Here is a 25,460-nt window from a genome sequence, read left to right as displayed (position 1 = left end):
CGTCCAAAATCCAAAAAATCCCCGAAAAATGACCTGCTCCCCGTAGCGTCCGCGTTTATCGGTCGGCTCTGTTCTCTTTGTGTTCTTATTGCGGCCATGGCTGAGAGGGCCACGAAGACACGCGCCCGAGGCCCTCGTGCGGGCACTGACGGGGGCGCTCTCTCCGAGGCGGTCCTTCCGACTGGGATACGGGCCAAGCCTGTCGCGCCGGATATTCTTTGCTTGGCGTCGCGGGGGGCGGAGGTAGGCTTTGGCCATATCCATGGTCAGGGGAATATTGTCATGCGTCCGCTTTTCGCAGCCCTTGTGCTGTCCGCAGGTGTCACCCTGTGGGCGGGCGGCGCCGTGGCCCGGGCTCCGGCGGAATTCGATCTGGCCGATTTCGGCAAGATCATCATCCAGCCGCGCCAGAGCGCGGGAAGCACCGGTCTGGTGTTCGAGCAGGCCATCGGGGACTATCAGAACGAACCGATCATCACCTACGGCGAGAACAGCCCCATTGTGCGGCTGGGCAAGCCCATCGGGCGGCTCGACATGCTGTTCGAGGGCGACAAGACCGGCTTTTGCACCGCCTTCATCGTCGATGACCAGCACATCGTGACCAACCACCACTGCATTCCCGGAATGGGCGGCGATCCCTCGGGTGCCGTCTCCGGCGTGCTGGCGGCGCAGTTCGTCGCCGGTTTCATCAAGCCCGGGAATTCCCAGGGCGTGGACCGTTTCACGGTCAGCCCGCAGATCGTCGAGACCAGCCGGGAGCTGGATTACACCGTGCTGCGGGTCTTCGGGAACCCCTCGACCAAATACGGCAAGCTGGAACTGGCCGCCGCCGACCCCGAGGACAGCGAGTTCCTGTGGATCATCGGCCATCCGCAGGGCCAGTCGCAGCACATCAGCCGCGAGGGCTGTGCCGCCGCGATCCCGGCGATCAGCGCCGAGGGCAAGCTTATGCACTCCTGCGACACGTTGGGCGGCAACTCGGGCTCTCCGGTGATCCGGCTCAGCGACAAGCGGGTGATCGGGCTGCACCATGCGGGTGACAGCCGCACCGGTTTCAACATGGCGATCCCGATGACGCGGATTCTTGCGCAAAGCCGGGTGCTGCGCGATGCCTCGGGCGAGCAGCCCGCCGCGCGTCCGGTGGCGCAACAGCAGGCATCGCGTGCGGTCGGGCAGGCGCCGGGACCGGTGGCGGTTGCGCCCGCGACCGGCGACAGCTGCTTGGCGCTGTGGACCGAGGCCAAGATCATCGGCTGCGCGGGTTACGAGACCTATGTCGCGGAATGCGGCGATCACACCTTCGCCTCCATGGCGCAGCGGGTGATCCAGCGCGAATGCTCTGTCCCGAGCCGCGCGCCGGTGGAATCCGACATGCGGGCGCTGACGGTCAAGGCCGGGGGCGGCGGCGATTACAGCTCTGTCCAGGCGGCCATTGCCGCAGCCCAGCCGGGCATGCGGATCGAGGTCTACCCGGGCACCTATACCGAGGGCCTCGACGTGACCAAGCCGGTCGAGATCGTCGGGATCGGCAACCGCGCCGACATCGTGATCAAGGCGGCGGAAGACAACGCCGTGCGCTGGACCGCCGAATCCGGGCGGGTCGCCAATATGACGTTGATCCAGGACGGCGGGACGTATTTCGGCTTTCACATCGCGGCCGGGTCGGTGATCGTCGAGGACAACGACATCACCTCGAAAGGCCTGGCGGTCATGGCGGTGCGCGCCAACGAGGGCGCCACGATCCGGCGCAACGTGATCCATGACGGCGCGCAGGGCGGCATTTTCCTGTTCGAAGAGGGCAAGGCCCTGATCGAGGACAACGCGCTGTTCGGCCATTCTCTCGGCGCCATAGAGGTCAAGGAAGGCGCGGATCCCATTGTGCGCGGAAACACCATGCGGGACGGCGGCGGCTCGGGCCTTTTCGTGAATCTGGGCGGCAAGGGCCGGTACGAAGGCAACACCATCTTCAACAATGCGCTTGCCAATATCGAGGTGAAGGCCGCGAACGATCCTCTGATCACCGGCAACATCGTGCGCAACAGCCAGCAGGGCGGCATCATGGTATCCGATGGCGCCACCGCGCGGATCGAGAACAACACCGTCTACGCCAATACCTTCAGCGGGCTCGAGATCACCACCGGGGCCAACCCGACGGTTCGGAACAACGAGTTCCGTGACGGCGCGCAGTCGGCGATCTACATCCACTCCGGGGGCAAGGGGGTCATCGAGAACAACGATATCCACCACAACGCCTTTTACGGCATCTCGGTGAAGGGCGACTCGGCGCCCATCGTGCGCGCCAACAGGATCCACGGCAATTCCTACGAGGCGATCCGGGTGCGCGAAGGCGGGGGCGGCACCTACGAGGACAACGACCTGTCAGCCAATGCCGCCGGTGCCTTCCGGATCGAAGAGGGGGCGGGCAGCGTGATCCGCCGCGGCAACAAGGAGTAAGGGCCGCCCGATGGGCTGGCAGGGGGGCCGCGCCGGGCGACCGGGGCGGTTCATTTCCGTCTGGGGGCTTGCATTTCCCGCGCCGATCGGGTTCCAAGCGCCCAATGCCAGCCAGAGGGAAAGGGACGGCCATGAAGGTACGCGTGCATGTGATGCTGAAGGACGGCGTTCTCGACCCCCAGGGCGAGGCGGTGCGCCATGCGCTTGGATCGCTGGGCTTTTCCGGGGTCGACGCGGTGCGTCAGGGCAAGGTGATCGAACTGGATCTGGAGGACGGAACCAGCGACGAGACGATTGCCGAGATGTGCGAGAAGCTGCTCGCCAACACGGTGATCGAAAGCTACCGATTCGAGACGATCTGACCGGACTTTCTTCAAATCCCGGCGAAAAGGCGGGGCCTCGTTAATCGGTCCTTTGCTGAAATTCGCGATCACCGGCCCCAAGGTTCTGCAGCTTGGGGCGCGCGTGATGAAACGGTTCGGAAATTCCTTGAAAGCGGTGCTGGGACTGGGGTTCTCGGCGCTGCTTTTCTGTGTCTGCCTTGGACTGGCGGCCATGTTCCTCCTGGAGGCGGGCGCGGCGGCACGGGAGACGGCGCAGCAGCGCCAGAACCAGTCGCTGCGGATCCTGATCGACCGCTTCGCGCGGGCGTTTCCCGGGATCGGGGTCGAGACGGACACCGCCGGGACCGTTGCAGGCCTGCGCTGGGACGCCGTGCCGGAAATCGCCGGGCATGACCTGATCGATTCGGTCGGGCGCATCTCGGGCGAAACGGCGACGCTGTTCGGCTGGGTGCCGGAAGAGGGCGATTTCCTCCGCCTGACCACCAATATCGTCAAGCCCGACGGCAGCCGCGCGGTGGGCACATGGCTTGGCCGCGAGAGCCCCGTGCATGCCGCGATGATGGTGGGACAGGCCTTCCGGGGCGAGGCGGTGATCCTCGGCAGGCCCTATTACACGCTGTATCAGCCGATCATGGGCGCCGACGGGCGGCCCGTCGGGATCTTTTACGTCGGCGTTGATCGCACGGTGGTCGATGCGCAGGTCTCTGGCCTGATGCGCAAGACGATCCTCGTCACGGTGACGGCGGCGGTGCTGGGGGTGGGTCTTGTGCTGGCGCTGCTGTCCGGGGCGCTGCGCCCGATGACGCGTATCTCGGACCGGTTGCAGGCGATGAGCTTGGGCGATCTGGACAGCCCGGTGCCGGAAACCGATCGCCCGGACGCCCTGGGCCAGACGGCGCGCGTGGTCGACGGCTTCCGCAGTCAGCTGATCGAGGCGCAAACGGTGGAGGCGCAGACCGCGCTGCGCAGGCAGGAACAGGAGCGGGTTGTCGCAGCCCTGCGCGGGGGGCTGGCGCGGCTGGCCGAGCGCGATCTCACTGCCCGGATCGAGGGCGCGGCCTTTCCGGCGGAGTATCAGGGCCTGCGTGACGATTTCGATCACGGAGTCGAAAGCCTTGCACGGGCCCTCGACGAAGCCGACGGCGTTGCCCTGACGGTGCGCAACAGCGCTGCCGAGATCAGCGCGACCACCGATGAGATCGCCCGCCGCGTCGAGGGGCAGGCCGCGACCCTGATCGAAAGCGCCGAGGCCCTGAACCGGCTGGCAGGTTCTTCCCGGGAGATTGCCGGAAACGTCGATGACGCCGACATGCTGGCGGGCGCCAGCCGCACCCTTGCCAACGAAAGCGGCGCGGTGGTGCGCAGCGCCATCGAGGCGATCAACCGGGTCGAGGCAAGCTCGGAGAAGATCGGCCAGATCATTACGGCCATCGACGACATCGCCTTCCAGACCAACCTGCTGGCCCTGAACGCGGGGGTCGAGGCGGCGCGGGCCGGGGCGGCGGGCAAGGGCTTTGCCGTTGTCGCCTCGGAGGTGCGCAGCCTTGCGCAGACCGCGGCCCTGTCGGCGCAGGAGATCAAGACGTTGATCACCTCGTCGGGTGAAGAGGTCCGGCAGGGCAGCGAACTGGTGCAGCGCACCGGCAGCTCGCTGACGGAGGTTCAGGAACAGATCGAGAAGCTGGGCACGTTGATGAGCGGTGTCGCCGCAGCAGTCCGCCAGCAGACCACCAGCATGGGCGAGATCAACGAAAGCGTGCAGACCCTCGAGGGCACGACCCAGCAGAACGCCGCCATTGTCGAAGAGATGAGCGCGGCGGGGCAGGGGCTGAACATCGAGGCAGAGCGCCTTGCCCTGACGCTGGGCCGGTTCCAGACCGGCAGCGCCCGGGGGAACCGGCGCAGTCCGGCGGCTGGCGCGAGGCCGTGGTGGCCGCCAGCCCCAGCCGCAGGGACAGCCCGCAAGACATGCCGAGGGCCGTCGCGACGGCGGGGCGCGCATCGTCCCGGCCTGCGGTGCCTGCCGAGGCCACGCCGGGCGACTGGGACGAATTCTGAGCAGAAAGCCCCACCGTGGGTCACAACGCCCCCTGTTGCGACGCGGGCGACGCTTCCCTTGCGCGCCTCTTGTGCTAGAAGCCGCGACAGAGCGCCGAATCCGGCGATCCCTTCCGTCCTGCCGTTCCAGCCGAGGAGCCTGCCCATGAAAGCCGCCGTCATCGTCTTCCCCGGGTCCAATTGCGACCGCGACATGGCCACGGCCTTTCGCAACGCCGGACTGGATGTGCAGATGGTCTGGCACAAGGATACGGCGCTGCCCTCGGGCGTGGACATCGTCGGCGTTCCGGGTGGCTTCTCTTTCGGGGATTACCTGCGCTGCGGCGCCATCGCCGCCAATGCGCCCATCGTCGGCGCCGTCAAGGCGCATGCGGAGCGCGGCGGCTTTGTCCTTGGCATCTGCAACGGCTTCCGGGTGCTGACCGAAACCGGGCTTCTGCCGGGGGCGCTGTTGCGCAATGCCGGGCTGAAATACATCTGCCGCACGGTGGGCCTGCGCTCCGAGGGCAACAGCGTCTATACCGATGGTTACGGCGCCGGGGCAGAGATCGCCCTGCCGATCGCGCATCACGACGGCAACTATTTCGCGGACGGGGCGACACTGGACCGGCTGGAGGGCGAGGGGCTGGTGGCTTTCCGCTACACCGACAACCCCAATGGCTCGGCCCGTGACATCGCGGGCGTCCTGTCAGAGAACCGCCGCGTGCTGGGGATGATGCCGCATCCCGAACGGGCGGCGGAAAGCGCCCATGGCAACGAGGATGGTGCGCGCCTTTTCGCCCATCTGACAGAGGCGCTGGCGAGCGCCTGACTTGAGAGTGGGGCCGGTCAAGCCTATTCTGCCCGGCATGTCTGACCCCACGCCAGCCCCCCAGACCCGCCGCCCGCGCCGGTCCGGCCCGTTTTCGGGCCGGGCGCAGACCGCGCTGGTCACGCTGTTGCTGACGGCGGTCGCGACGATCTGGGTCACCAACTGGATGCTGACCGAGCGTTTCACCGAGACGACGCGCAATCGCGCGGAACTGCGGCTGGCGCTTTATTCCGGCAACCTGATCTCTGAATTGCGCCGCAACGCCATCGTGCCGCAGCTTCTGGCGCGTGACGCCGCGCTGATTGCGGCCCTGAACGCGCAGGACTACAGCCAGTCCTCGCAGCGGCTGATCTCTTTCGTGGACGAGATCGGCGCGGCCTCGCTGATGCTGCTGGACAAGGATGGCCGCACCGTGGCCGCCACCGACCGCAACCGGCTGGGCGAGAACCACCGCGAGACGCCCTATTTCGTCGACGCCCTGCGCGCCAATACCACCGTCTTCACCGCCATTGCGCGCGAGACCGGCAACTACAGCTTCACCTATGCGCGCCGGATGGAAAGCACCGGCGAGACGGTCGGCGTGATCGTGGTCGAGGTCGACCTGGCAAAGTTCGAACGCGCCTGGGCGGGGATCTCGGACGCGGTCATGGTCACCGACAGCGCGGGCACCATCATCCTTGCGACGGAACCGCGCTGGCGCGGGCTGACCCCGCAGGAGGCGCTGGAACGCCAGCCCGCCGACGGCGCCATCGAACGCGCCATCCGCGCCACCGCCGACTGGACCGCGCAGGAGGCCGACGCCTACCTGCGGGGCGAGGCGGTGATGCGCATCGACGGGCGCATTCCCTTCCGCGGCTGGACGCTGACGACCTTCACCACCTATGCCTCGGTGCGCGAGCGGGTGAACGCCGTGCTGGCGCTGGAAATCATGGGCTTCGCCATCCTGACCGCGCTGGTCTTCTACGCGCTGTCGCGCAAGACGGCGCTGCGGATGGCGCTGTTCCAGCGCGAATCCACCGAATTGCGCGCCCTGAACGCCCGGCTTCAGCGCGAGATCGCAGAGCGCGAGCGTGTGCAGAAGAACCTGACCGTGGCCGAGCAGAGCCTCGAGCAGTCCTCGAAGCTTGCGGCCCTGGGCGAGATGTCGGCGGCGGTCAGCCACGAGCTCAACCAGCCGCTGGCGGCGATGAAGACCTACCTCGCGGGCGCGCGCCTTCTGGTGAACCGCAACCGCCCCGACGAGGCGCTGAGCGCCTTCCACCGCATCGACGACCTGATCGAACGCATGGGCGCCATCACCCGCCAGTTGAAGTCCTACGCCCGCAAGGGGCAGGCGGTCTTCACCCCCGTCGACATGGCGGGCGCGCTGGCCTCTGCCCTGTCGATGATGGAACCACAGCTGAAATCCCGCCGGGTCCGGATCTCGAAAATCCTTCCGGACCAACCTGTTATGGTGATGGGTGACAGCATGCGCATCGAGCAGGTTCTGGTGAACCTCTTGCGCAATGCGCTGGATGCCACCAAGTCTGTGGATGACCCGGAGGTGGAAATCATCCTCGCGGCGGGGGAAACCGCCACGCTCAGCGTGCGCGACAACGGGCACGGGATCGCCGATCTCGAGTCGCTGTTCGAGCCATTCTACACGACCAAGCAGCCCGGCGACGGGGTGGGTCTGGGACTGGCGATTTCCTCGGGCATCGTGTCCGAACTGGGCGGTCGCCTGACCGCGCGCAATGGCGAGGACGGGGGCGCTGTGTTCGAAATGCAGCTGCCCGTTCTGAATGAAAAGACGGAAGCTGCGGAGTAAAGACAGCAGTATGGCAAATGCAATGAAAATCGCCATCGTGGACGATGAGACGGATATGCGGCAGTCGATCAGCCAGTGGCTGGCGCTGTCGGGCTATGACACCGAGACCTTCGCCAGTGCCGAAGAGGCGCTTGGCGCGCTGGGACCGGATTACCCGGGGATCGTGATCTCGGACATCAAGATGCCGGGCATGGACGGCATCCAGTTCCTGAAGAAGCTGATGGGCTCGGACAGTTCGCTGCCGGTGATCATGATCACCGGGCACGGCGATGTGCCGATGGCGGTCGAGGCGATGCGCATCGGCGCGTTCGACTTCCTCGAGAAGCCCTTCAACCCCGACCGCATGTCCGAGCTGGCGAAGAAGGCCACCAACGCGCGGCGCCTGACGCTGGACACCCGGCAGCTGCGGCGTGAGCTGGGCGAGGGCGGCCAGATCATGAAGAAGCTGATCGGCGCCAGCCCGGCGATGGAGCGGCTGCGCGAGGATATCCTCGACCTTGGGCAGGCGGACGGCCACGTCCTGATCGAGGGCGAGACCGGCACCGGCAAGACCCTTGTGGCACATGCGCTGCACGCGGTCGGCACAAGGGCCGGCAAGAAATTCACCCTGATCGCCTGCAGCGCCATGGACGAAGACGCGCTGATGCAGCGGCTCTTCGGCCCGATGCAGCCGGACGACACCCGCCTGCCCGCCATCGAAGAGGCGCGCGGCGGCACGCTGGTGCTAGAGGATATCGAGGTTCTCTCCGATGCGGCGCAGGCGCGGCTGCTGTCGGTGATCAACGATCAGGGCACGCCACCCGAAACGCGCATCGTCGCCATTTCCAACCTTCAGGAAGAGGGCCGCACCTGCGAGCAGGCCCTGCGCCCGGACCTGTACTACCGGCTGGCCTCGCTGAAGATCACCGTGCCGCCGCTGCGCGCGCGCGGCGAGGATATCCTGACGCTGTTCACGCGCCTGTCCGAGCAGTTCGCCGACGAATACGGCTGCGAGTCGCCCAAGGTTTCCGCGCAGGAGGCGGCGCAGCTCTTGCAGGCGCCCTGGCCCGGGAACGTGCGGCAGCTGATCAACCTCGCGGAACGCGCGGTGCTGCAATCGCGGCGCGGGCAGGGGACCATCGCGTCTCTGCTGATGAGCGATCACGACCAGATGCAGCCGGTGATGACCACCGAGGGCAAGCCGCTGAAAGAATATGTCGAGGCCTTCGAGCGCATGCTGATCGACAACACCATGCGGCGCCACAAGGGGTCGATCTCCGCGGTCATGGACGAGCTGTGCCTTCCGCGCCGGACCCTGAACGAGAAGATGGCGAAATACAGCCTCGTGCGCGCCGACTACCTCTAGAGCCCACGACCTATGGACCGGGCTACAGGGCCCGGTCCCAGACCGCGAAATCCTCGGCGCATTTGCGGCGCAGCTTTTCCTCGGTCTCCGGGGAAAGCTCTGTCGCGCGCCGGGGAGAGACGTTTTCGCGCGGCAGGTCGATCTTCATCGACAGCCGGTCTTCGAGGAAATCCAGCAGGCCGGACTGGTTCTCGTATTTGTACAGATGCGTGATGGCGACGCCGTTGGGGCGCGGCTCGACGAACTTCGCCTGACTGCCGACATTGGCAAAGGGCGAGCCGGTCGCCCCCGGCATAGGCCTGGCAGAATGCGTCGAATGTCATGCCCCTGGTCGAGGTCTTGCGCCCGTCGAGGAAATCGCGCTGGCGATATCTGTACCACGACCCCAGCCAGGAAATCGGCTCGCGGACCACGGCAAGCAGTTCCAGATCCGCGCCGCCGACCCGTTCGAACATCGGGCGGAAGAAGCGGTTGTAGCGGTAGACGGGCGCGTGCTTCAGTTCCGGCGGATCGTTGACCACCATCGAGGCATGGTGCCCAAGCGCCGCTTCATAGGCGGACGTGCCCGTCTTGGGCACCATCAGCATCACCAGCCGCTGCTTCCAGAACACCAGCATCCAACAATCTCCACAGCCGTCAACATTCCTTTAACCATCGTGGCGCAGTCTGGGGAAGGGAAGTTTCGACTTGAAGTGTTCTCATTTTGTCCACATATTGCTTTGGAACAAGTGGCGAACAAAGCAGCGATTGCCGCGCCCGGGTGCGTGTGAAATAAGGAGCCAAACATGGCAACGGCAGATCTTCTGAGCATGGACAACAAGCGCAACGCGGACAAGAAAAAGGCACTGGACAGCGCCCTGGCCCAGATCGAACGGCAGTTCGGCAAGGGCTCCATCATGAAGATGGGCGGCGACAATGCCATGAAGGACATCGAGGCGACCTCGACCGGGTCGCTGGGTCTGGATATCGCCCTGGGGATCGGCGGTCTGCCCAAGGGCCGGATCATCGAGATCTACGGACCGGAAAGCTCTGGCAAGACGACCCTGACCCTGCATGCCATTGCAGAGGAACAGAAGAAGGGCGGCGTCTGCGCCTTTGTCGACGCCGAACACGCGCTGGACCCGCAATATGCCAAGAAGCTGGGCGTCGATCTGGACGAGCTGCTGATCTCGCAGCCCGACACCGGCGAACAGGCGCTGGAGATCACCGATACGCTGGTGCGGTCCGGCGCCGTCAGCCTTGTCGTGGTCGACTCGGTTGCCGCACTGACGCCGAAAAGCGAGCTTGAAGGCGACATGGGCGATTCCTCGGTCGGCGTGCATGCCCGCCTGATGAGCCAGGCCATGCGCAAGCTGACCGGCTCGATCAACCGCTCGGGCTGCATGGTGATCTTCATCAACCAGATCCGCATGAAGATCGGCGTCATGTTCGGCTCGCCCGAGACGACGACCGGCGGCAACGCGCTGAAGTTCTACTCCTCGGTGCGTCTGGACATCCGCCGCATCGGCTCGATCAAGGATCGGGACGAGGTGGTCGGCAACGCGACCCGCGTGAAGGTGGTGAAGAACAAGGTGGCGCCGCCGTTCAAGCAGGTCGAGTTCGACATCATGTATGGCGAAGGCATCTCGAAGATGGGCGAGTTGCTGGATCTGGGCGTGAAGGCCGGTGTCGTGGACAAGTCGGGCTCTTGGTACAGCTATGGCGACGAGCGGATCGGGCAGGGGCGCGAGAACGCCAAGAACTACCTGCGCGAGAATTCCCGCGTGGCGCTGGAGGTCGAGGACAAGATCCGCGCCGCCCATGGGTTGGATTTCAACATGCGCGACGACGACTCGGACATGGTCGACGACGAGGATTGATCCTCGGCGGATCGGATGACGGGGGCGCCTTTGCGGGCGCCCTTTTGCTTTTGCGGTTTCGGGCGCCGGCGCGCCCGACCGTCCGGGGAGGCTTTACCGCCCGCTCGCCGCGCTCGCCCTTCAAGGTATTTGAAGACCAGAGAAGCAGGGGGAGGCGCGCTTGGGCAGGGTGGCGTGCCGTATGGATATGGAACGGCGTGGACAGTCCCTGCGGTGGCGGATACATCTGGCCAGACCCGAGACACGCCCGAGAAGAGGCCCCCGACCATGGCAAGCCTGAACGACATCCGTTCGACCTTTCTGACCTATTTCGAGAAGCAGGGGCATCAGATCGTGCCGTCGAGCCCGCTGGTGCCGCGCAACGACCCGACGCTGATGTTCGTCAACTCGGGCATGGTGCAGTTCAAGAACCGCTTCACCGGCGTCGAGAAGGGCGATTACCAGCGCGCGACCACGGCGCAGAAATGTGTGCGCGCGGGCGGCAAGCACAACGATCTGGACAATGTCGGCTATACGGCGCGGCATCATACCTTCTTCGAGATGCTGGGGAATTTCTCCTTCGGCGATTACTTCAAGCCTGAGGCCATCCCCTTTGCCTACGAGCTGATCACCAAGGGTTTCGACATTCCGTCGGAGCGGCTTTACACCACGGTCTACCACACCGACGACGAGGCCTTCGAGCTTTGGAAGAAGGTGGGCATTCCCGAAAGCCGGATCATCCGGATCGCGACATCGGACAACTTCTGGCAGATGGGGCCGACCGGTCCCTGCGGCCCCTGCACCGAGATCTTCTTCGACCACGGGCCCGAGGTCTGGGGCGGCCCCCCGGGATCGCCCGAGGAGGACGGCGACCGCTTCATCGAGATCTGGAACGTCGTCTTCATGCAGAACGAGCAGTTCGAGGACGGCTCGATGAAGGCGCTCGACATGCAGTCGATCGATACCGGCATGGGGCTGGAGCGGATCGGCGCGTTGTTGCAGGGCAAGCATGACAACTATGACACCGACCTGATGCGCTCGTTGATCGAGGCCTCGGCGGATGCCACCAGCAGCGACCCGGACGGGCCGGGCAAGATGCACCACCGGGTGATTGCGGACCACCTGCGGTCGACCTCTTTCCTGATCGCCGACGGGGTGATGCCCTCGAACGACGGGCGCGGCTACGTGCTGCGGCGGATCATGCGGCGTGCCATGCGCCATGCGCATCTGCTGGGTGCACAGGATCCGGTGATGCACCGGCTGGTGCCCGCGCTGGTGCGCCAGATGGGCGCTGCCTATCCCGAGCTGGGGCAGGCCAAGGCGCTGATCGAAGAGACGCTTCTGGGCGAAGAGACCCGCTTCAAGCAGACGCTGGACCGGGGTCTGAAGCTGCTGGACGACGAGCTGGCGGGGCTGGCGGAGGATGCCGCGCTGCCCGGCGCGCTCGCCTTCAAGCTGTACGACACCTATGGTTTTCCGCTCGACCTGACGCAGGACGCTCTGCGCGAGAAGGGCCGCAGCGTCGACACCGAGGGTTTCGATGCCGCCATGGCCGAGCAGAAGGCCAAGGCGCGCGCCGCCTGGTCCGGCTCGGGCGAGGCGGCGGATGGCGCGGTCTGGTTCGACCTTGCCGAGACCCATGGCGCAACCGAGTTCCTGGGCTATGACACCGAAGCCGCCGAGGGGCAGGTTCTGGCGCTTGTCCGCGACGGCGCCGTGGTGGACGCGCTGAAGGCCGGCGAGACCGGCTGGGTGGTGACCAACCAGACGCCCTTCTACGGCGAGAGCGGCGGGCAGGTCGGCGATACCGGCTGGCTGCGGCGGCTTGAAAACGAGGATGAGCGGGCGACGGTGACCGACACCCAGAAGATGGGCGGCGGGCGCGTCTTCGCGCATCACGTCACGGTCGACAAGGGTACCCTGTCGCGCGGCGATGCGGTCGGACTGGAGGTCGATCACGCGCGACGCGGGACCATCCGCGCCAACCACTCGGCCACGCACCTGCTTCACGAGGCCCTGCGCGAGGCGCTTGGCGATCACGTGGCGCAGCGCGGGTCGTTGAACGCGCCCGACCGTCTGCGGTTCGACTTCAGCCACGGCAAGGCGCTGACGGCGGAGGAGATCGCGCAGGTCGAACGGGACGTGAATGCCTACATCCGCCAGAACGCCCCGGTCTCGACGCGGATCATGACCCCGGACGATGCGCGCGAGATCGGCGCGCAGGCGCTCTTTGGCGAGAAATACGGCGACGAGGTGCGTGTGGTCTCCATGGGCCGCAAGAGCGGTTCGGGCAAGGGCACGGACGGCGCGACCTATTCGCTTGAGCTCTGCGGCGGCACGCATGTGAAGCAGACCGGCGACATTGGCGTCTTCGCCCTGACCTCGGAAAGCGCCTCGTCCTCCGGTGTGCGCCGGATCGAGGCGGTGACCGGGCAGGCGGCGATGGACCTGCTGCGCGGGCGCGACAGGGTTCTGTCGGGCATCGAAGGTCTGCTGAAGGCCAGCGGCGCATCGACGGTCGAGCGCGTTCAGGCGCTGATGGACGAGCGGCGCAAGCTGGAAAACGAGGTCGCCAGCCTGCGGCGCGAGCTTGCCATGGGCGGCGGTGGTGCGCAGTCTGGCGAAGAAGCGCGTGAAATCAACGGTGTGCGCTTCGTTGCTCAGGTGCTCACCGGGGTGACCGGAAAGGACCTGCCGCCACTGATCGACGAGCACAAGGCGCGGATCGGGTCCGGCGCGGTGCTGCTGATCGCCGATGCGGGCGACAAGGCGGCGGTGGCCGCCGGGGTGACCGAGGACCGCACCGGCGCCGTTTCCGCCGTCGATCTCGTCAGGGCCGCGGTGGCGGAACTGGGCGGAAAGGGCGGCGGCGGCACGTCCCGATATGGCGCAGGGCGGCGGCAAGGATGTGACAAATGCCGAGGCGGCCATCAAGGCAGCCGAGGCCGTGATCGGAGGATAGGATATGCCAGCATTGTGGATTGCCCACGTCACCGTGACGGATGCGGAGGCCTACGGGAAGTATGCCGAGCTCGCCGGACCGGCGATCGCCGCCCATGGCGGCACCTTCATCGCGCGGGGTGGCAAGTTCGTGCAACTGGAAGGCAAGGAACTACCGCGCAACGTCGTGGCGCGCTTTCCCTCGGTCGAGGCGGCGGTCGAGTGCTACAATTCCGACGCCTACCAGGAGGCGCTGAACCATGCGCGCGGCGCCTCTGAGCGCGAGCTGATGGTGGTCGAGACCTCCGAGTGATGCGGGGGCTGGCGCTGCTGCGCCAGTCCTTTCCGGGCCGGGGTCTGGCGGTATCGATGACGCCGGGCATTCCTGCCGATTGATCGGCCAGTTTCCGCGCGTCGCGCGTCAAGGCATCGGCGGGCGCTTGCGCAGCCGCTGCGCGCCCCTTGGGCGCATCACTGATCTCGTGTCTTAATGCGACGAGTGACGCGCGCGCGCCGCAAATTTTTCGATGTCAGGAATTGTTCCCGCTATCGAAAACCTGATGGCCCGGACCCGGTCCCCGATGCGCTGCAAATCTATGGCACCCGGGGCACGGAAACCACATTTTCTGGTGAAAATGCGGAGTTAGGCGACGTTTTGCGCGGACAAGTCCGGAATTCCTGTCGCGCTCTCACGAAATTGTTGGCTACAGTTTGAGGACCATCAATTTTTCTTGGGAGAAAGATCATGAAAAAAGTCCTTGCCGGTGCGGCACTTGCCATTGCTTCCTTCGCAGCGCCCGCCTTCGCCTGGGAGGGCCAGGTCGTGGCCTGCTACGACAAGGTCTGGGTCCCGGCGACCTACACCTACTCCAAAAAGCTGATCATGGCGGCGCATACCGAGTGGGAGTACAAGCACGGTCAGATGATCAAGGTGCATTACCCGGCGGTTTACAAAGAGATGAAGCATCTCTCGAAGGCCGGTCACTACGTGGCCCGCAAGGCGGCCTGCAAGAGCTAGGCTGCGGCTTCCGCAAAAGAGAAAGGCGCAGGGACTGCCACCCTGCGCCTTTTTTCATGGGGTTACGGGCCGTGGCTGAGGCACGGCCCGAAGATCGTCGCGACCCGTGTCAGGCGCCGCGCGCGGCGCGCTTGCGCTCGTGCGGGTCAAGGTGGCGCTTGCGCAGGCGGATCGCGTTCGGCGTGACCTCGACCAGCTCGTCGTCGTTGATATAGGCAATCGCCTCTTCAAGGCTCAGCGTCATCGGCGTGGTCAGGCGCACCGCATCGTCGGTGCCCGAGGCCCGCACGTTCGTCAGCTTCTTGCCCTTCAGCGGGTTCACTTCGAGGTCGTTGTCGCGCGAGTGCTCGCCGATGATCATGCCTTGATAAACAGGGGCTTGCGCGCCGATCATCATCTTGCCGCGATCTTCGAGGTTCCACAGCGCATAGGCCACGGCCTCACCCGATTCCATCGAGATCAGCACACCCTGACGGCGGCCCGGAATCTCGCCCTTGTGCGGGGTCCAGCCGTGGAACACGCGGTTCAGCACGCCGGTGCCGCGCGTGTCGGTCAGGAATTCGCCGTGATAGCCGATCAGCCCGCGCGAGGGCACATGCGCGATGATCCGGGTCTTGCCGGCGCCGGCGGGGCGCATCTCGACCAGCTCGCCCTTGCGGGTGCCGGTGATCTTCTCGATGACCGCGCCCGAGTATTCGTCGTCGACGTCGATGGTGGCTTCTTCGACGGGTTCCTGCATGATGCCGTCGATTTCCTTCATGATCACCTGCGGGCGCGAAATCGACAGTTCGAAGCCTTCGCGGCGCATGTTCTCGATCAGGACGCCCATCTGCAGTTCGCCACGGCCCGAAACCTCGAAGGCCTCGCCGCCGGGGGTGTCCTTGATGCGGATCGCGACGTTGGTCTCGGCCTCTTTGTAAAGGCGGTCGCGGATCACGCGGGACTGCACCTTCTTGCCGTCACGACCGGCCAGCGGGCTGTCGTTGATGCCGAAGGTCACCGTGATGGTCGGCGGGTCGATGGGCTGCGCTTCCAGCGGCTCGTCCACCGCCAGCGCGCAAAGCGTGTCGGCCACGGTGGTCTTGGTCATGCCCGCGATGGACACGATGTCGCCGGCAAAGGCCTCGTCGATGTCCTGCTGCTGCAGGCCGCGGAAGGCCTCGGATCTTGGTGACGCGGAACTGCTCGATCTTCTGGCCGATGCGGCTGATCGACTGGATGGTCTGACCGACCTTGAGGTGGCCGGATTCGATGCGGTCGGTCAGCAGGCGCCCGACGAAGGGGTCGGCGCCCAGCGTCACCGCCAGCATGCGGAAATCGTCGTCGACCTTCTTGACCTGCTTGGGGGCGGGGACGTGATCGACGATCAGGCGGAACAGCGCGTCGAGGTTCTTGCGCGGGCCGTCCAGTTCCGCATCGCACCAGCCCGAACGTCCCGAGGCATAGAGATGCGGGAAATCCAGCTGGTCCTCGTCGGCGTCGAGGTTCGAGAACAGGTCAAAAACCTCGTCCAGCGCGCGATCCGGTTCGCCGTCGGGCTTGTCGACCTTGTTGACCACAACGATGGGGCGCAGACCCAGCGCCAGCGCCTTGGAGGTCACGAACTTGGTTTGCGGCATCGGGCCTTCGGCAGCGTCCACCAGCAGCACCACGCCATCGACCATGCTCAGGATGCGTTCCACCTCGGCGCCGAAATCGGCGTGCCCGGGGGTGTCGACGATATTGATGCGCGTGCCCTTCCACTCGACGCTTGTCGCCTTGGCAAGGATGGTGATGCCGCGTTCTCGTTCGAGGTCGTTGCTGTCCATGACCCGCTCGGCGACGGACTGGTTGGCGCGGAAGGCGCCGGATTGCTTGAGAAGTTCGTCCACAAGCGTCGTTTTGCCGTGGTCAACGTGGGCGATGATCGCGACGTTGCGCAAATCCATTGATCGATCCTTTGTTCGGAGTTGGCGTCCGCCTAGCGGCCTTCTGCGAAAAAATCCAGACCCAATGCGCGCTCCGCGTCATTGTTGCGTCGATGTGACGGTCGCGCGCATCCGGAAAAGCAGGCGGAACAAGCGGTGAGTTGCGCGTGAACCCGCAGGTTTCGGCATCTTTTGGCCGGTTCCGGCGGGGCTGCAAATCCGCGTGGAACACAGAGCGGTGAGCGCCGTTGAAGCGGGCAGAAGGGTCGTTAAATGCGCCCTACACACGCCGCCACAGCAGAACGCAGGCGGCACTCACGGAAAGGACAATGACATGAAATCGAGCATTCTTGCACTCGCCGCCCTCGCCACCGGTCTGGGTTCCACCGCCGCTTTCGCGGGCAGCCTTGACCAAGGGTATGTCGAGCCGGTTCCGGTGGCTCCGGCCCCGGCACCTGTCGCGGTCGTTCCGGACAGCGACTGGACCGGCGGTTACGTGGGTCTGAGCTACGGCAACCTCGACTCGCAGATTGGCGGATCCTCGGACAACGGCGGCATCTACGGCATCCACGGCGGTTACGACTATGACTTCGGCAATGTCGTGCTGGGTGGTGAACTGGAATACCTCGGCACCGGTGACGACTACAGCGTCGGCGGCGTCGACGTGGACAGCATGACCCGCGCCAAGGCGCGCCTGGGCTACGACTTCGGCAACACGCTGGTCTATGCAACCGCCGGTGCGGCCAATATCGACACCTCGGCGGGCAGCGATACCGATGCCGTGGGCGGTGTCGGTCTGGACTACAAGGTGACCGACAACTTCACCATCGGTGGCGAAGCCCTTGCGCATAGCTTCAACGACGTGGGCGGTTCGGATCTGGACGCGCAGACCTTCTCGCTGCGCGGTGCCTTCCGCTTCTGATCGGCCTTGCCGGACAAGAAACGGCCCCCGGGTTTCGCGACCCGGGGGCTTTTTGTTTTCAGCGGTCTTTCGTTTTCAGCGGTCTTGGGGCGGCGGCGACCGGGCCGGGGCGCCGCATGCTCTCGGAGCGGCGTTTTCAGTGCGGCGTTGCCGTTGAAAACAGGTGAATCACGAAGATGCCGCCAAGGATCATCGCCATGCCGAGGATGGCGGGCCAGTCGAGCTTCTGACCGAAGACCGCAAAGCCGATCACGGCGATGAAGACGATGCCCAGCCCGGACCACATGGCATAGGCGATGCCCACCGGAAAGAACCGCAGCACCCAGGCCAGCAGGTAGAAGGCGGCCGCATAGGCGACGACGGTCAGAAGACTTGGCCAGAGCCGGGTGAATTGCTGGCTGGCCTGCAGGGCGGTCGTGCCGATGGTTTCGGCAAAAACGGCAAGGGCAAGAACGAGGTAGGGCATGGCATCTCCGGGGCTGCCGGACCTGTCTGCCCCCGGTCGCGGGAACATGCAAGACGGGCGTGCCTCCTGCGCCAGGGGGAGGGCCGCCGACAATCGAGGCGGGTCTTCTGGGGTTGGACGGCGGCAAGAGCCTTTTCAGCGGCGCGGGACAAACAGTACCGGAGGCCGCGCCCATGCACCCGCGGCTCCTGCGCGCGGTCCTTGCGCCGATGTCCGCCGCCGCCTTCGCCGCAGAGCGGCTGCAGGCCGGCCCGCAAGGCCATATCGGGGAGGGGCCATGGCGACCCCGCCGACCCCGCCGCGCCGTCAGCCCCGTCTGCGGCGCCTGCGTCCGCCGTCCTCTCCGCCGCCGGTGTTGAAGCTGACCTGCGGCAGGGTCACCTCCTTCGACAGTTCGGGGAAGGGATCGGTGGCATGCGGGATCGCGTTGGCGGCGACGAAATGCTCCTGAAAGCGCGGCTCGATGGCGGTTTCGACCTTGGTGATCTCGCGCACCGTGCGCTCGATCTCGCGCCGGGCGGCAAGGTTGCACAGCGCGATGCGCGCGCCGGTGCCCGCGGCATTGCCCGCCGAGGTGACCCGGTCCAGCGGCACATCGGGGATCATGCCGAGGATCATCGCGTGTTTCGGGCTGATGTGTGCGCCGAAGGCCCCGGCAAGGACAACCCGGGCCACGCGGTCGACGCCGCGCTCGTCCATCAGCAGGCGCGCGCCCGCGTAGAGCGCCGACTTGGCCAGCTGGATCGCCCGGATATCGCCACTGGGTCACGGTGATGCGCGGACCGCCCTCGGCGCCGCCGTCGTGGATCAGGTAGGCGTGGGTCCGGCCCTCGGGCACAGAGCGGTCGGTGCCGGTCTGGGCGGCAGAGCCGATCAGCCCCGAGGCATCCAGCAGGCCCGCCGCGCGCATCTCGGCGACCGCCTCGATGATGCCGGACCCGCAGATGCCGGTGACGCCGGTGGTGGCCGTGGCCTCGGCAAAGCCCGGCTCGTCCGACCAGAGATCGCAGCCGATCACCCGAAAGCGGGGCGCCTTGGTGTCGGGGTCGATGCGGATCGCCTCGATCGCGCCGGGCGCGGCGCGCTGGCCGCTGGAAATCTGCGCCCCCTCGAAGGCCGGGCCGGTGGGCGAGGAACAGGCCAGCGTGCGGGTGGTGTCGCCCAGCAGGATCTCGGCATTGGTGCCGACGTCGACGATCAGCGTCAGCTCTTCGGCCTTGCCGGGCTGTTCCGACAGCGCCACGGCGGCGGCATCGGCGCCGACATGCCCGGCGATGCAGGGCAGGATATAGACCCGGGCCGAAGCGGGCTGCACCCGCAGCCCAAGCTCTGCCGCCGAGAGGTTCAGCGCGTCCGAGGTGGCCAGCGCGAAGGGCGCCTGACCCAGTTCCACCGGGTCGATGCCCAGAAGCAGGTGGTGCATCACCGGGTTGCAGACAAAGACCGTCTCGAGGATCAGGGCGGGGTCGATCCCGGCCTCGGCGGCGATTTCCGTGGTCAGCCGGTCCAGCGCCTCGCGCACCACGCGGGTCATTTCTGCCGCGCCGCCCGGGTTCATCATGGCGTAGGAAACGCGCGACATGAGGTCTTCGCCAAAGCGGATCTGCGGGTTCATGATGCCGGACGAGGCGACGACCGCTCCGGTGTCGAGGTCGGTCAGATGCGCCGCGATGGTGGTCGAGCCGAGATCCACGGCCAGCCCGTAGATCCCGCCCTCGTGCAGGCCCGGCCATGCGGCGATCAGCCGGGGCGGGGCGTCGATGTCGGTTTTGTGCAGGGCGACGGTGACGGTCCAGCCGCCCTTGCGCAGGACCGGCTGCAAGCCGGACAGGGTGGAGAAGTCTGTGGATATCTTCGGGATATCCCATTGCGCCGCCAGCGCGCGCTGCAGCCGTTCGAGATCGCCGGTGGGCTCGTGCATGTCGGGCTCTGCCACCTCGACGTAGTAAAGCCGCGTGGCGGGGTCCATCGCGATCACCCGGGCAGAGGCCGCCTTGCGCACCACCTGCCGGTGCACCTGGCTTTCGGGCGGGACATCGATGACCACATCGCCCTGCACGGTGGCCTGACAGCCAAGGCGGCGGCCCGCGGGCAGCCCGCGCTTGTCGTCGTAGCGCTGTTCGACCGCGTTCCATTTGGACAGGGCGGTTTCGGCCACATGCACACCGTGCTTGGGGAAGTCGCCGTAGGAGGGCGTGATCTGGCACTTCGAGCAGATGCCGCGCCCTCCACAGACGGAATCGAGGTCGACCCCCAGCTGTCGCGCGGCGGTCAGCACGGGGGTGCCCCGGGCAAAGCGCCCGCGCTTGCCGGAGGGGGTGAAGATCACGAGAGGGTCCTGGGTCATGTCCTGCCTGCCACGTCGCCTGCTGGCGACCTTAGCGCCTGCATGGCCGCGCGAAAGGCCGGAAGACGGCATAAGGCGGTCCCTTTGCGGCGGGGTCGTGCCGGTTTCTTCCAAAGAAACCGGTCCGAAGTCTTTGCAAGACTTCGGCGCCTCAGCCCTGTTCCAGCCAGCGCAGGATCTCGCCGCGGTTGCCGTCGAGATCGGGCGCGGGCCCGCGCGAGGTCGGGTCCGGCGCGTCGCTCATCTTGATCGGGTTGCCCGCCGCCTTGAAGGCCTGCCGCCCGTTCTTGTCGAGCACGTCGACCAGCATGTTGCGGGCCAGGATCTGCGGGTCGCGCATGACCTGATCGACGCTCTGGATCGGCCCGGTCGGGATGCCCGCCGCGGTCAGCCGGGCGATCCAGTAGGCGCGGGTGTTGTCCAGCGTCACCGCTTCGATCAGCCGTTTCAGCAGGCGGGCGTGTTTGCAGCGCTCTGCGTTGCTGGCAAAGCGGGCGTCATCCGCCAGCGGCAGGTTCAGCGCGATGCAGAGCTTCTCGAACAGCCTGTCATTCCCGGCGGCGATCACGAAGAGCCCGTCCGAGGCGTGGAAGGTCTCGAAAGGGGTGATCGAGGGATGGCGCGCGCCCGAGGGCCCCGGCGCCTGCCCGGTGACCGAGGTGATGGCGATGGCGTGTTCGAGAATGGCAAGCTGGCTGTCCAGCATCGCCACGTCGATCTTGCGACCCTTGCCGGTGCGTTCGCGGTCCAGAAGCGCGGCCAGGATGCCCTGGCACAGGAACATGCCCGCCACGATATCCCCGATCGAGGCGCCGGCGCGCACCGGCTCGCGGTCCTTCTCGCCGGTGATCGACATGACGCCGCCGCGCGCCTGCACCACCATGTCGTAGGCCGGGCGTTTCGAGATCCGGCCCGGTGTGGCCAAAGCCCGAGACCGCGCCGTAGACCAGATGCGGAAAGGCGGCGTGCAGGTCGTCCCAGCCGTAGCCCAGCCGCTCCATCACGCCGGGGCGGTAGTTCTCGACGATGACATCGGCGCGGGCCAGCAGTTTCTCGAAGGTCTGGCGGTCGCCGTCTTCCTTGAGGTTCAGCGCGATGGATTTCTTGCCGTGGTTGATCGCCGCGAAATAGGCGGACTTGCCGTCCTTGAAAGGCGGGAAGGTCCGGGTGTCGTCGCCGGTCCCGGGCGGTTCGACCTTGATCACCTGCGCGCCCATGTCCGACAGGGTCATGGTGCAGAAGGGGCCGGCCAGAACATGGGTCAGGTCGAGAATGGTATAGCCGTAGAGGGGCGCGGTCATCGGGGCCTCCGGTTCGTCATGCTGCTCTTGCACAACAAGACCGTGACAGGGGCGTGACGGCAAGGGGGCGCTGGCCCCTTGTGCGGGCTGTTGCCGGGATGCCCGCGCGGACCGGGCCGTCGGGCGACCGGGGCGGGCCGCCGGAGGCGGTTACAGGTTGGCGCCGGTTCCCTGCAGCACGCCGTGCTCCATCGCGTAGCGCGTCAGCCCGGCGGTCGACGAGATCCCCAGCTTGCGCTTGATGTTCTTGCGGTGCGTTTCCACCGTGCGGACGGAGATATCCAGCGTCAGCGCCACCTCCTTGTTGGAGCGGCCCTGCGCCAGTTGCAGCAGCACCATCTGCTCGCGGTTCGTCAGCTGTTCGCGCGATTGCACGGCAGGCGACAGCGCGCCCTCGGCGCCGGTACACAGGTAGCGCTCGCCGCGCATCACCGTATCGATGGCGCGCTTGATCTCTTCGGTCGGCACGTCTTTCAGGATGTAGCCAAGGGCGCCGTGGCTCAGCGCGGTCTGGATGTATTCCGGGGTGTCATGCATCGACAGGATCAGGATGCGGGTTTCGGGCGCCCGTTCAAGGATCATCTCGGTCGCCGACAGCCCGCCGAGGCCGGGCATGTTGAGGTCCATCAGGATCACGTCCGGCGCCAGCTCTTCCAGCCGGTCGATCATGGTCTGGCCGTCCGACAGGGTCGCGGCGACAGAGATGTCGTCATAGCTTTCGAGAATGGCCTCGATGCCCTCGGCCACCATGGGGTGATCGTCCACGACGACGACGCGGGTGCAAGTCATGCCCGGGCCTTCGGTTGTTTCAGGGCGGGGGCGTCCTGCGGCGGCAGCAGGTGGCTGAGCGGAACCTGCGCCTCGATAACGGTGCCGCTGCGCGAGGACAACACCCGCAGCGTGCCGCCAAGCTGGTCCATGCGTTCCTGCATGTTGCGCAGGCCGATGCCGTTCGAGGGGGCGCGCTGTTCGCCCAGCCCGATGCCGTTGTCGGAGATGCGCAGGGTTGCCCCGGCGGGGTGGCCGCGCAGGTCGAGGTCGACGCGTGTCGCGCCCGAGTGGCGCTCGACATTGGTCAGCGCCTCCTGCGCGATGCGGTAGAGCGCGATCTTGGCGTCCTGATCCAGCCGGTTGCGGAAGACCACGGTGTCAAAGCGTGCGTCGATCCCGGTGCGGGCGCGGAAATCGTCGGTCAGGGATTTGATCGCCGGGCCAAGTCCCAGATCGTCCAGCACGCCGGGCCTGAGGTCGCGGCTGATGCGGCGCACCTCCTGAATGGCACTGGCCGAGGTTCTCGGCGCCCTTGGCCAGCGTCTCTTCGGCGCGGGGATCGCCCCGGGCCACACGGCGGCGGGCGATTTCCAGCGCGTATTTCACTCCGACAAGGATCTGGCTGATGCTGTCGTGCAGCTCGCGGGCCACGCGGCCGCGTTCCTCTTCCTGTGCGTCGAAGACCCGCTGCGTCAGTTGCTTCAGCTTGGCATCCGCCAGCCGCCTTTCGCGGATATTGATGACGAGGCCCGAGACGAAGACCATGAGCAATGCGCTCAGCGTGATCGCCCCGATCTGCCAGAAGGTGCGGTCGACGCGGGCTTTCACCTCGGCGCGGCTGGCGGCGACGGTTTCCAGCACGTCGTCGATGAAGACCCCGGTGCCCACCGCCCACCGCCACGAGGGGAAGGAGGTCGCGTAGGTGATCATCCGGGCCTCTTCCCCGGTCGAGGGCTTGGGCCAGAGGTGTTCCACGTAGCCCGCGCCCATGCGCCCGGTCTGGATGAACTCCTGCACGACCTTGGTGCCTTCGCTGTCGGTCAGGTCCCAGAGATTGTGGTTGATCAGTTCGGTCTGGCGCGGCGAGACGAGGTTGGTGCCGTCGTAGTCGTAGACGAAGAAGAACCCTTCCTCGCCGTAGATCATCGCGGCGAGGATCTGCAGGACCTGCCGCTTGGCGTCCTCGTCGTCGGGCGCGGCGGAACCGTAGACGAAGTAGAAGCCGTTGCGGGCCTGTTCGACGTAGTTGCGCAGTTCGCGCTTCTTGGCCTCGATCAGCTCATGCTCCAGCGCGGCGATCTCGCGTTCGGCGGCGCCACGGGATTCCACCGCGACCAGCACCGAGATGGCCGTCGCTGCCAGGATCAGCGGAACGGAGGCGAGCAGAAAGAGCTTCTGCCGGTAGGAAAGGCGCGGGCGGGCGAACAGGGGCATTGCGCACAGAAAAGCACGGGTCGGGGCAGAGGGAAAGAGGAGGCGTCAGCCGGTGGACACGCCGTCTCGGGTGCCATGCGCCCCATCGCCGGGCTGCGGCGCGGCGATCCGCCGAAATCGGACCGGCGTCCACCCGATCCGGAACCGCAAGACCCTGCTCAGGTCGCGCCGGTTGCCGCCAAATCGCTTGCGCCCCGGGACGGACCGGCGACGGCGCCGTGGCTGCGTCGCGAGACCGCGAGCGATTGGCGGATCGCGCTACCCCGACGGCGGTGGCGTCACGCCACAGCCTTGGACGGACCGCCCCTCTGCACGGCGATACAGCGCCAGGCGAAGGAGGTCTTTGCGGGAAAATCTTCACGCAAATGCACGTTATGCGTGTTTTCGACGCTGCGTCAGGGCGCAAAAACCCGGGGCCGCTCCGTATCTGTGGGTATTTCTTTGAGCGGAAACCCGCCCTAACCTGCGATCACTTCTTAAAGGCGCCCCACAGGGGAGGGAGGCGCCAAAATTTGATCTGGGAGGATCACAATGGATCGTCGTTCATTTCTTCGGGCATCGACCGTCGGTGCCGGCGCCGCCGCCGCGTCCGGGCTTGCCGCTCCGGCCTACGCGCAGGGCGCCCGCACCCTGACCATGGTCACCTCGGTGCCGCATGGCTTTGCCGTCTTCGATGACGCCGCCGTCTATTTCAACGAGGTCGTCAGCGCGATGACCGATGGCCAGATCACCATCGACAAGAAGGCCGCAGGCGAACTGGTCGGCGGCTTCGAGGTCTTCGATGCCGTGTCCTCGGGGCAGGCCGACATGTACCATTCCGCCGATTACTACTTCGGCAACCAGCACCCGGGTTACTACTATTACACCGCCGTGCCCTTCGGTGCCACGGCGGAGGAGCTGTCGACCTGGATGTACCACGGCGGCGGTCAGGAGCTGTACGACGGTCTGGGCCAGATCTTCGGCCTGAAGTCCTTCCACGCGGGCTCGACCGGCATGCAGCCCGGCGGCTGGTTCCGCAAGGAAATCAACTCTGCCGACGACCTCAAGGGCCTGAAGTTCCGCATGCCCGGCATCGGCGGCAAGGCGCTGGGCCTGACCGGCGCTTCGGTGCAGGCGATCCCCGGCGGAGAGATCTACCAGGCGCTGTCCTCGGGTGCCATCGACGGCGCCGAGTGGATCGGCCCCTTCGCGGACGAGCGCCTGGGCTTCCAGGAAGTCTGCGACTACTACTACACCTCGGGCTTCCACGAGCCGGGCTCGGCCCTGTCCGTGGCCTTCAACCTGGATATCTGGGAAAGCCTGACGCCCGCGCAGCAGGCGATCATGGAACAGGCGGCCAAGGCGGCCACCACGCACTCGCTGACGCAGGGCATCGCCAACAACGCCGCCGCGCTGCGCCGCATCCAGAGCCAGGGCATCAAGCTGATGGAATTCGACGACACGGTCTGGGATGCCTTCGGCACCGCCTCGCTGACCGCGATGGACGAGTTCATGGGCGACGACATGTATGCCGAGATCCGCACCAGCTTCGAGGAAAGCATGAGGGCCTCGTCCGACTGGCTGCAGCGCGCTGACCGGGCCTATGTCCAGCAGCGGGATCGCGTCCTGAACCGCGGCTGACCCGCCGGACAACCTGACACGGAATAGGGGGCCTCGCATCCGCGTGGCCCCCGTTCGGCCCGGTCCGGACGGGCGGG

At 66.3% G+C, this 25,460-nt stretch carries 12 protein-coding genes and 7 pseudogenes; 12 read left to right on the top strand and 7 right to left on the bottom strand.

Annotation, left to right across the window (positions count from 1 at the left end; genetic code table 11):
• Positions 1–282: 282 nt before the first annotated feature.
• The 6 genes and pseudogenes from ABFB10_RS20360 to ABFB10_RS20335 all read left to right on the top strand — a co-directional run bounded on the left by ABFB10_RS20360 (position 283) and on the right by ABFB10_RS20335 (position 8,819).
• Complete coding sequence (locus tag ABFB10_RS20360) at positions 283–2,454, top strand: right-handed parallel beta-helix repeat-containing protein (RefSeq protein ID WP_347167901.1); 2,172 nt, start codon at positions 283–285, stop codon at positions 2,452–2,454.
• Positions 2,455–2,585: 131 nt separating this feature from the next.
• The gene (gene purS / locus ABFB10_RS20355; protein ID WP_347167900.1) at positions 2,586–2,816 is read left to right on the top strand and encodes a phosphoribosylformylglycinamidine synthase subunit PurS; all 231 of its coding nucleotides are present in this window, start codon (positions 2,586–2,588) and stop codon (positions 2,814–2,816) included.
• 106 nt (positions 2,817–2,922) lie between these two features.
• A pseudogene (locus ABFB10_RS20350) lies at positions 2,923–4,509 on the top strand (methyl-accepting chemotaxis protein); the annotation flags it as partial.
• Positions 4,510–5,001: 492 nt separating this feature from the next.
• Positions 5,002–5,667, top strand: coding sequence for a phosphoribosylformylglycinamidine synthase subunit PurQ (gene purQ / locus ABFB10_RS20345; RefSeq protein WP_347168079.1), 666 nt, complete (start codon positions 5,002–5,004; stop codon positions 5,665–5,667).
• Positions 5,668–5,704: 37 nt separating this feature from the next.
• Positions 5,705–7,474 carry a sensor histidine kinase gene (locus tag ABFB10_RS20340; RefSeq protein WP_347167899.1) on the top strand — a complete coding sequence of 590 codons (1,770 nt, stop codon included), beginning with the start codon at positions 5,705–5,707 and terminating at the stop codon, positions 7,472–7,474.
• Positions 7,475–7,484: 10 nt separating this feature from the next.
• Positions 7,485–8,819 (top strand): sigma-54-dependent transcriptional regulator, encoded by a 1,335-nt coding sequence (locus ABFB10_RS20335; RefSeq protein WP_347167898.1) that lies wholly within the window; start codon positions 7,485–7,487, stop codon positions 8,817–8,819.
• 22 nt (positions 8,820–8,841) lie between these two features.
• On the opposite strand, the pseudogene ABFB10_RS20330 reads toward ABFB10_RS20335, so the two are convergent.
• Positions 8,842–9,436, bottom strand: a pseudogene (locus ABFB10_RS20330) (gamma-glutamyl kinase).
• Positions 9,437–9,604: 168 nt separating this feature from the next.
• Between ABFB10_RS20330 and recA the strand changes: the two are divergent.
• The 4 genes and pseudogenes from recA to ABFB10_RS20310 all read left to right on the top strand — a co-directional run bounded on the left by recA (position 9,605) and on the right by ABFB10_RS20310 (position 14,615).
• Positions 9,605–10,678: a recombinase RecA gene (gene recA, locus ABFB10_RS20325; protein WP_347167897.1), complete on the top strand. Its 1,074-nt coding sequence runs from the start codon at positions 9,605–9,607 to the stop codon at positions 10,676–10,678.
• Between the two features lie 267 nt (positions 10,679–10,945).
• Positions 10,946–13,619: pseudogene (alaS, locus tag ABFB10_RS20320) on the top strand (alanine--tRNA ligase).
• A 3-nt stretch (positions 13,620–13,622) separates the two neighbouring features.
• A complete protein-coding gene (locus tag ABFB10_RS20315) occupies positions 13,623–13,910 on the top strand; it encodes a DUF1330 domain-containing protein (RefSeq protein ID WP_347167896.1) in 288 nt (95 codons plus the stop codon).
• Between the two features lie 432 nt (positions 13,911–14,342).
• A complete protein-coding gene (locus ABFB10_RS20310) occupies positions 14,343–14,615 on the top strand; it encodes a hypothetical protein (RefSeq protein ID WP_347167895.1) in 273 nt (90 codons plus the stop codon).
• Between the two features lie 109 nt (positions 14,616–14,724).
• On the opposite strand, the pseudogene typA reads toward ABFB10_RS20310, so the two are convergent.
• Positions 14,725–16,543 (bottom strand): annotated as a pseudogene (typA, locus tag ABFB10_RS20305) (translational GTPase TypA).
• A 313-nt stretch (positions 16,544–16,856) separates the two neighbouring features.
• Between typA and ABFB10_RS20300 the strand changes: the two are divergent.
• Positions 16,857–17,444, top strand: a complete 588-nt coding sequence (locus tag ABFB10_RS20300) for an outer membrane protein (RefSeq protein ID WP_347167894.1) — start codon at positions 16,857–16,859, stop codon at positions 17,442–17,444.
• Between the two features lie 136 nt (positions 17,445–17,580).
• Here ABFB10_RS20300 and ABFB10_RS20295 read toward each other — a convergent pair whose 3' ends face one another.
• The 5 genes and pseudogenes from ABFB10_RS20295 to ABFB10_RS20275 form a co-directional block, all read right to left on the bottom strand.
• A complete protein-coding gene (locus ABFB10_RS20295) occupies positions 17,581–17,910 on the bottom strand; it encodes an SMR family transporter (RefSeq protein WP_347167893.1) in 330 nt (109 codons plus the stop codon).
• Between the two features lie 306 nt (positions 17,911–18,216).
• A pseudogene (locus ABFB10_RS20290) lies at positions 18,217–20,257 on the bottom strand (ASKHA domain-containing protein).
• Positions 20,258–20,408: 151 nt separating this feature from the next.
• Positions 20,409–21,558 (bottom strand): annotated as a pseudogene (locus ABFB10_RS20285) (CaiB/BaiF CoA transferase family protein).
• A gap of 150 nt (positions 21,559–21,708) precedes the next feature.
• Positions 21,709–22,347 (bottom strand): response regulator transcription factor, encoded by a 639-nt coding sequence (locus ABFB10_RS20280; RefSeq protein WP_347167892.1) that lies wholly within the window; start codon positions 22,345–22,347, stop codon positions 21,709–21,711.
• Positions 22,344–23,763: pseudogene (locus tag ABFB10_RS20275) on the bottom strand (cache domain-containing protein). The gene ABFB10_RS20280 and the pseudogene ABFB10_RS20275 overlap by 4 nt, the downstream one beginning before the upstream one ends.
• 531 nt (positions 23,764–24,294) lie before the next feature.
• Between ABFB10_RS20275 and ABFB10_RS20270 the strand changes: the two are divergent.
• Positions 24,295–25,383, top strand: a complete 1,089-nt coding sequence (locus tag ABFB10_RS20270) for a TRAP transporter substrate-binding protein (RefSeq protein ID WP_347167891.1) — start codon at positions 24,295–24,297, stop codon at positions 25,381–25,383.
• Positions 25,384–25,460 lie beyond the last annotated feature (77 nt).

This window comes from Ponticoccus litoralis, from assembly GCF_039769985.1.
GTDB lineage: Bacteria > Pseudomonadota > Alphaproteobacteria > Rhodobacterales > Rhodobacteraceae > Ponticoccus > Ponticoccus litoralis.
The sequence above is the reverse complement of the archived record's forward strand: the minus strand, read 5'-3'. Positions and strand labels throughout refer to the sequence as shown.

Excerpts from the sequence above, each read along its gene's own strand:
- ABFB10_RS20270 (WP_347167891.1), top strand. The coding sequence starts at position 24,295 with ATGGATCGTCGTTCATTTCTTCGGGCATCGACCGTCGGTGCCGGCGCC.
- ABFB10_RS20340 (WP_347167899.1), top strand. The coding sequence starts at position 5,705 with ATGTCTGACCCCACGCCAGCCCCCCAGACCCGCCGCCCGCGCCGGTCC.
- recA (WP_347167897.1), top strand. The coding sequence starts at position 9,605 with ATGGCAACGGCAGATCTTCTGAGCATGGACAACAAGCGCAACGCGGAC.
- ABFB10_RS20310 (WP_347167895.1), top strand. The coding sequence starts at position 14,343 with ATGAAAAAAGTCCTTGCCGGTGCGGCACTTGCCATTGCTTCCTTCGCA.
- ABFB10_RS20295 (WP_347167893.1), bottom strand. The coding sequence starts at position 17,910 with ATGCCCTACCTCGTTCTTGCCCTTGCCGTTTTTGCCGAAACCATCGGC.
- ABFB10_RS20315 (WP_347167896.1), top strand. The coding sequence starts at position 13,623 with ATGCCAGCATTGTGGATTGCCCACGTCACCGTGACGGATGCGGAGGCC.
- ABFB10_RS20360 (WP_347167901.1), top strand. The coding sequence starts at position 283 with ATGCGTCCGCTTTTCGCAGCCCTTGTGCTGTCCGCAGGTGTCACCCTG.
- ABFB10_RS20300 (WP_347167894.1), top strand. The coding sequence starts at position 16,857 with ATGAAATCGAGCATTCTTGCACTCGCCGCCCTCGCCACCGGTCTGGGT.
- ABFB10_RS20280 (WP_347167892.1), bottom strand. The coding sequence starts at position 22,347 with ATGACTTGCACCCGCGTCGTCGTCGTGGACGATCACCCCATGGTGGCC.
- purS (WP_347167900.1), top strand. The coding sequence starts at position 2,586 with ATGAAGGTACGCGTGCATGTGATGCTGAAGGACGGCGTTCTCGACCCC.
- purQ (WP_347168079.1), top strand. The coding sequence starts at position 5,002 with ATGAAAGCCGCCGTCATCGTCTTCCCCGGGTCCAATTGCGACCGCGAC.
- ABFB10_RS20335 (WP_347167898.1), top strand. The coding sequence starts at position 7,485 with ATGGCAAATGCAATGAAAATCGCCATCGTGGACGATGAGACGGATATG.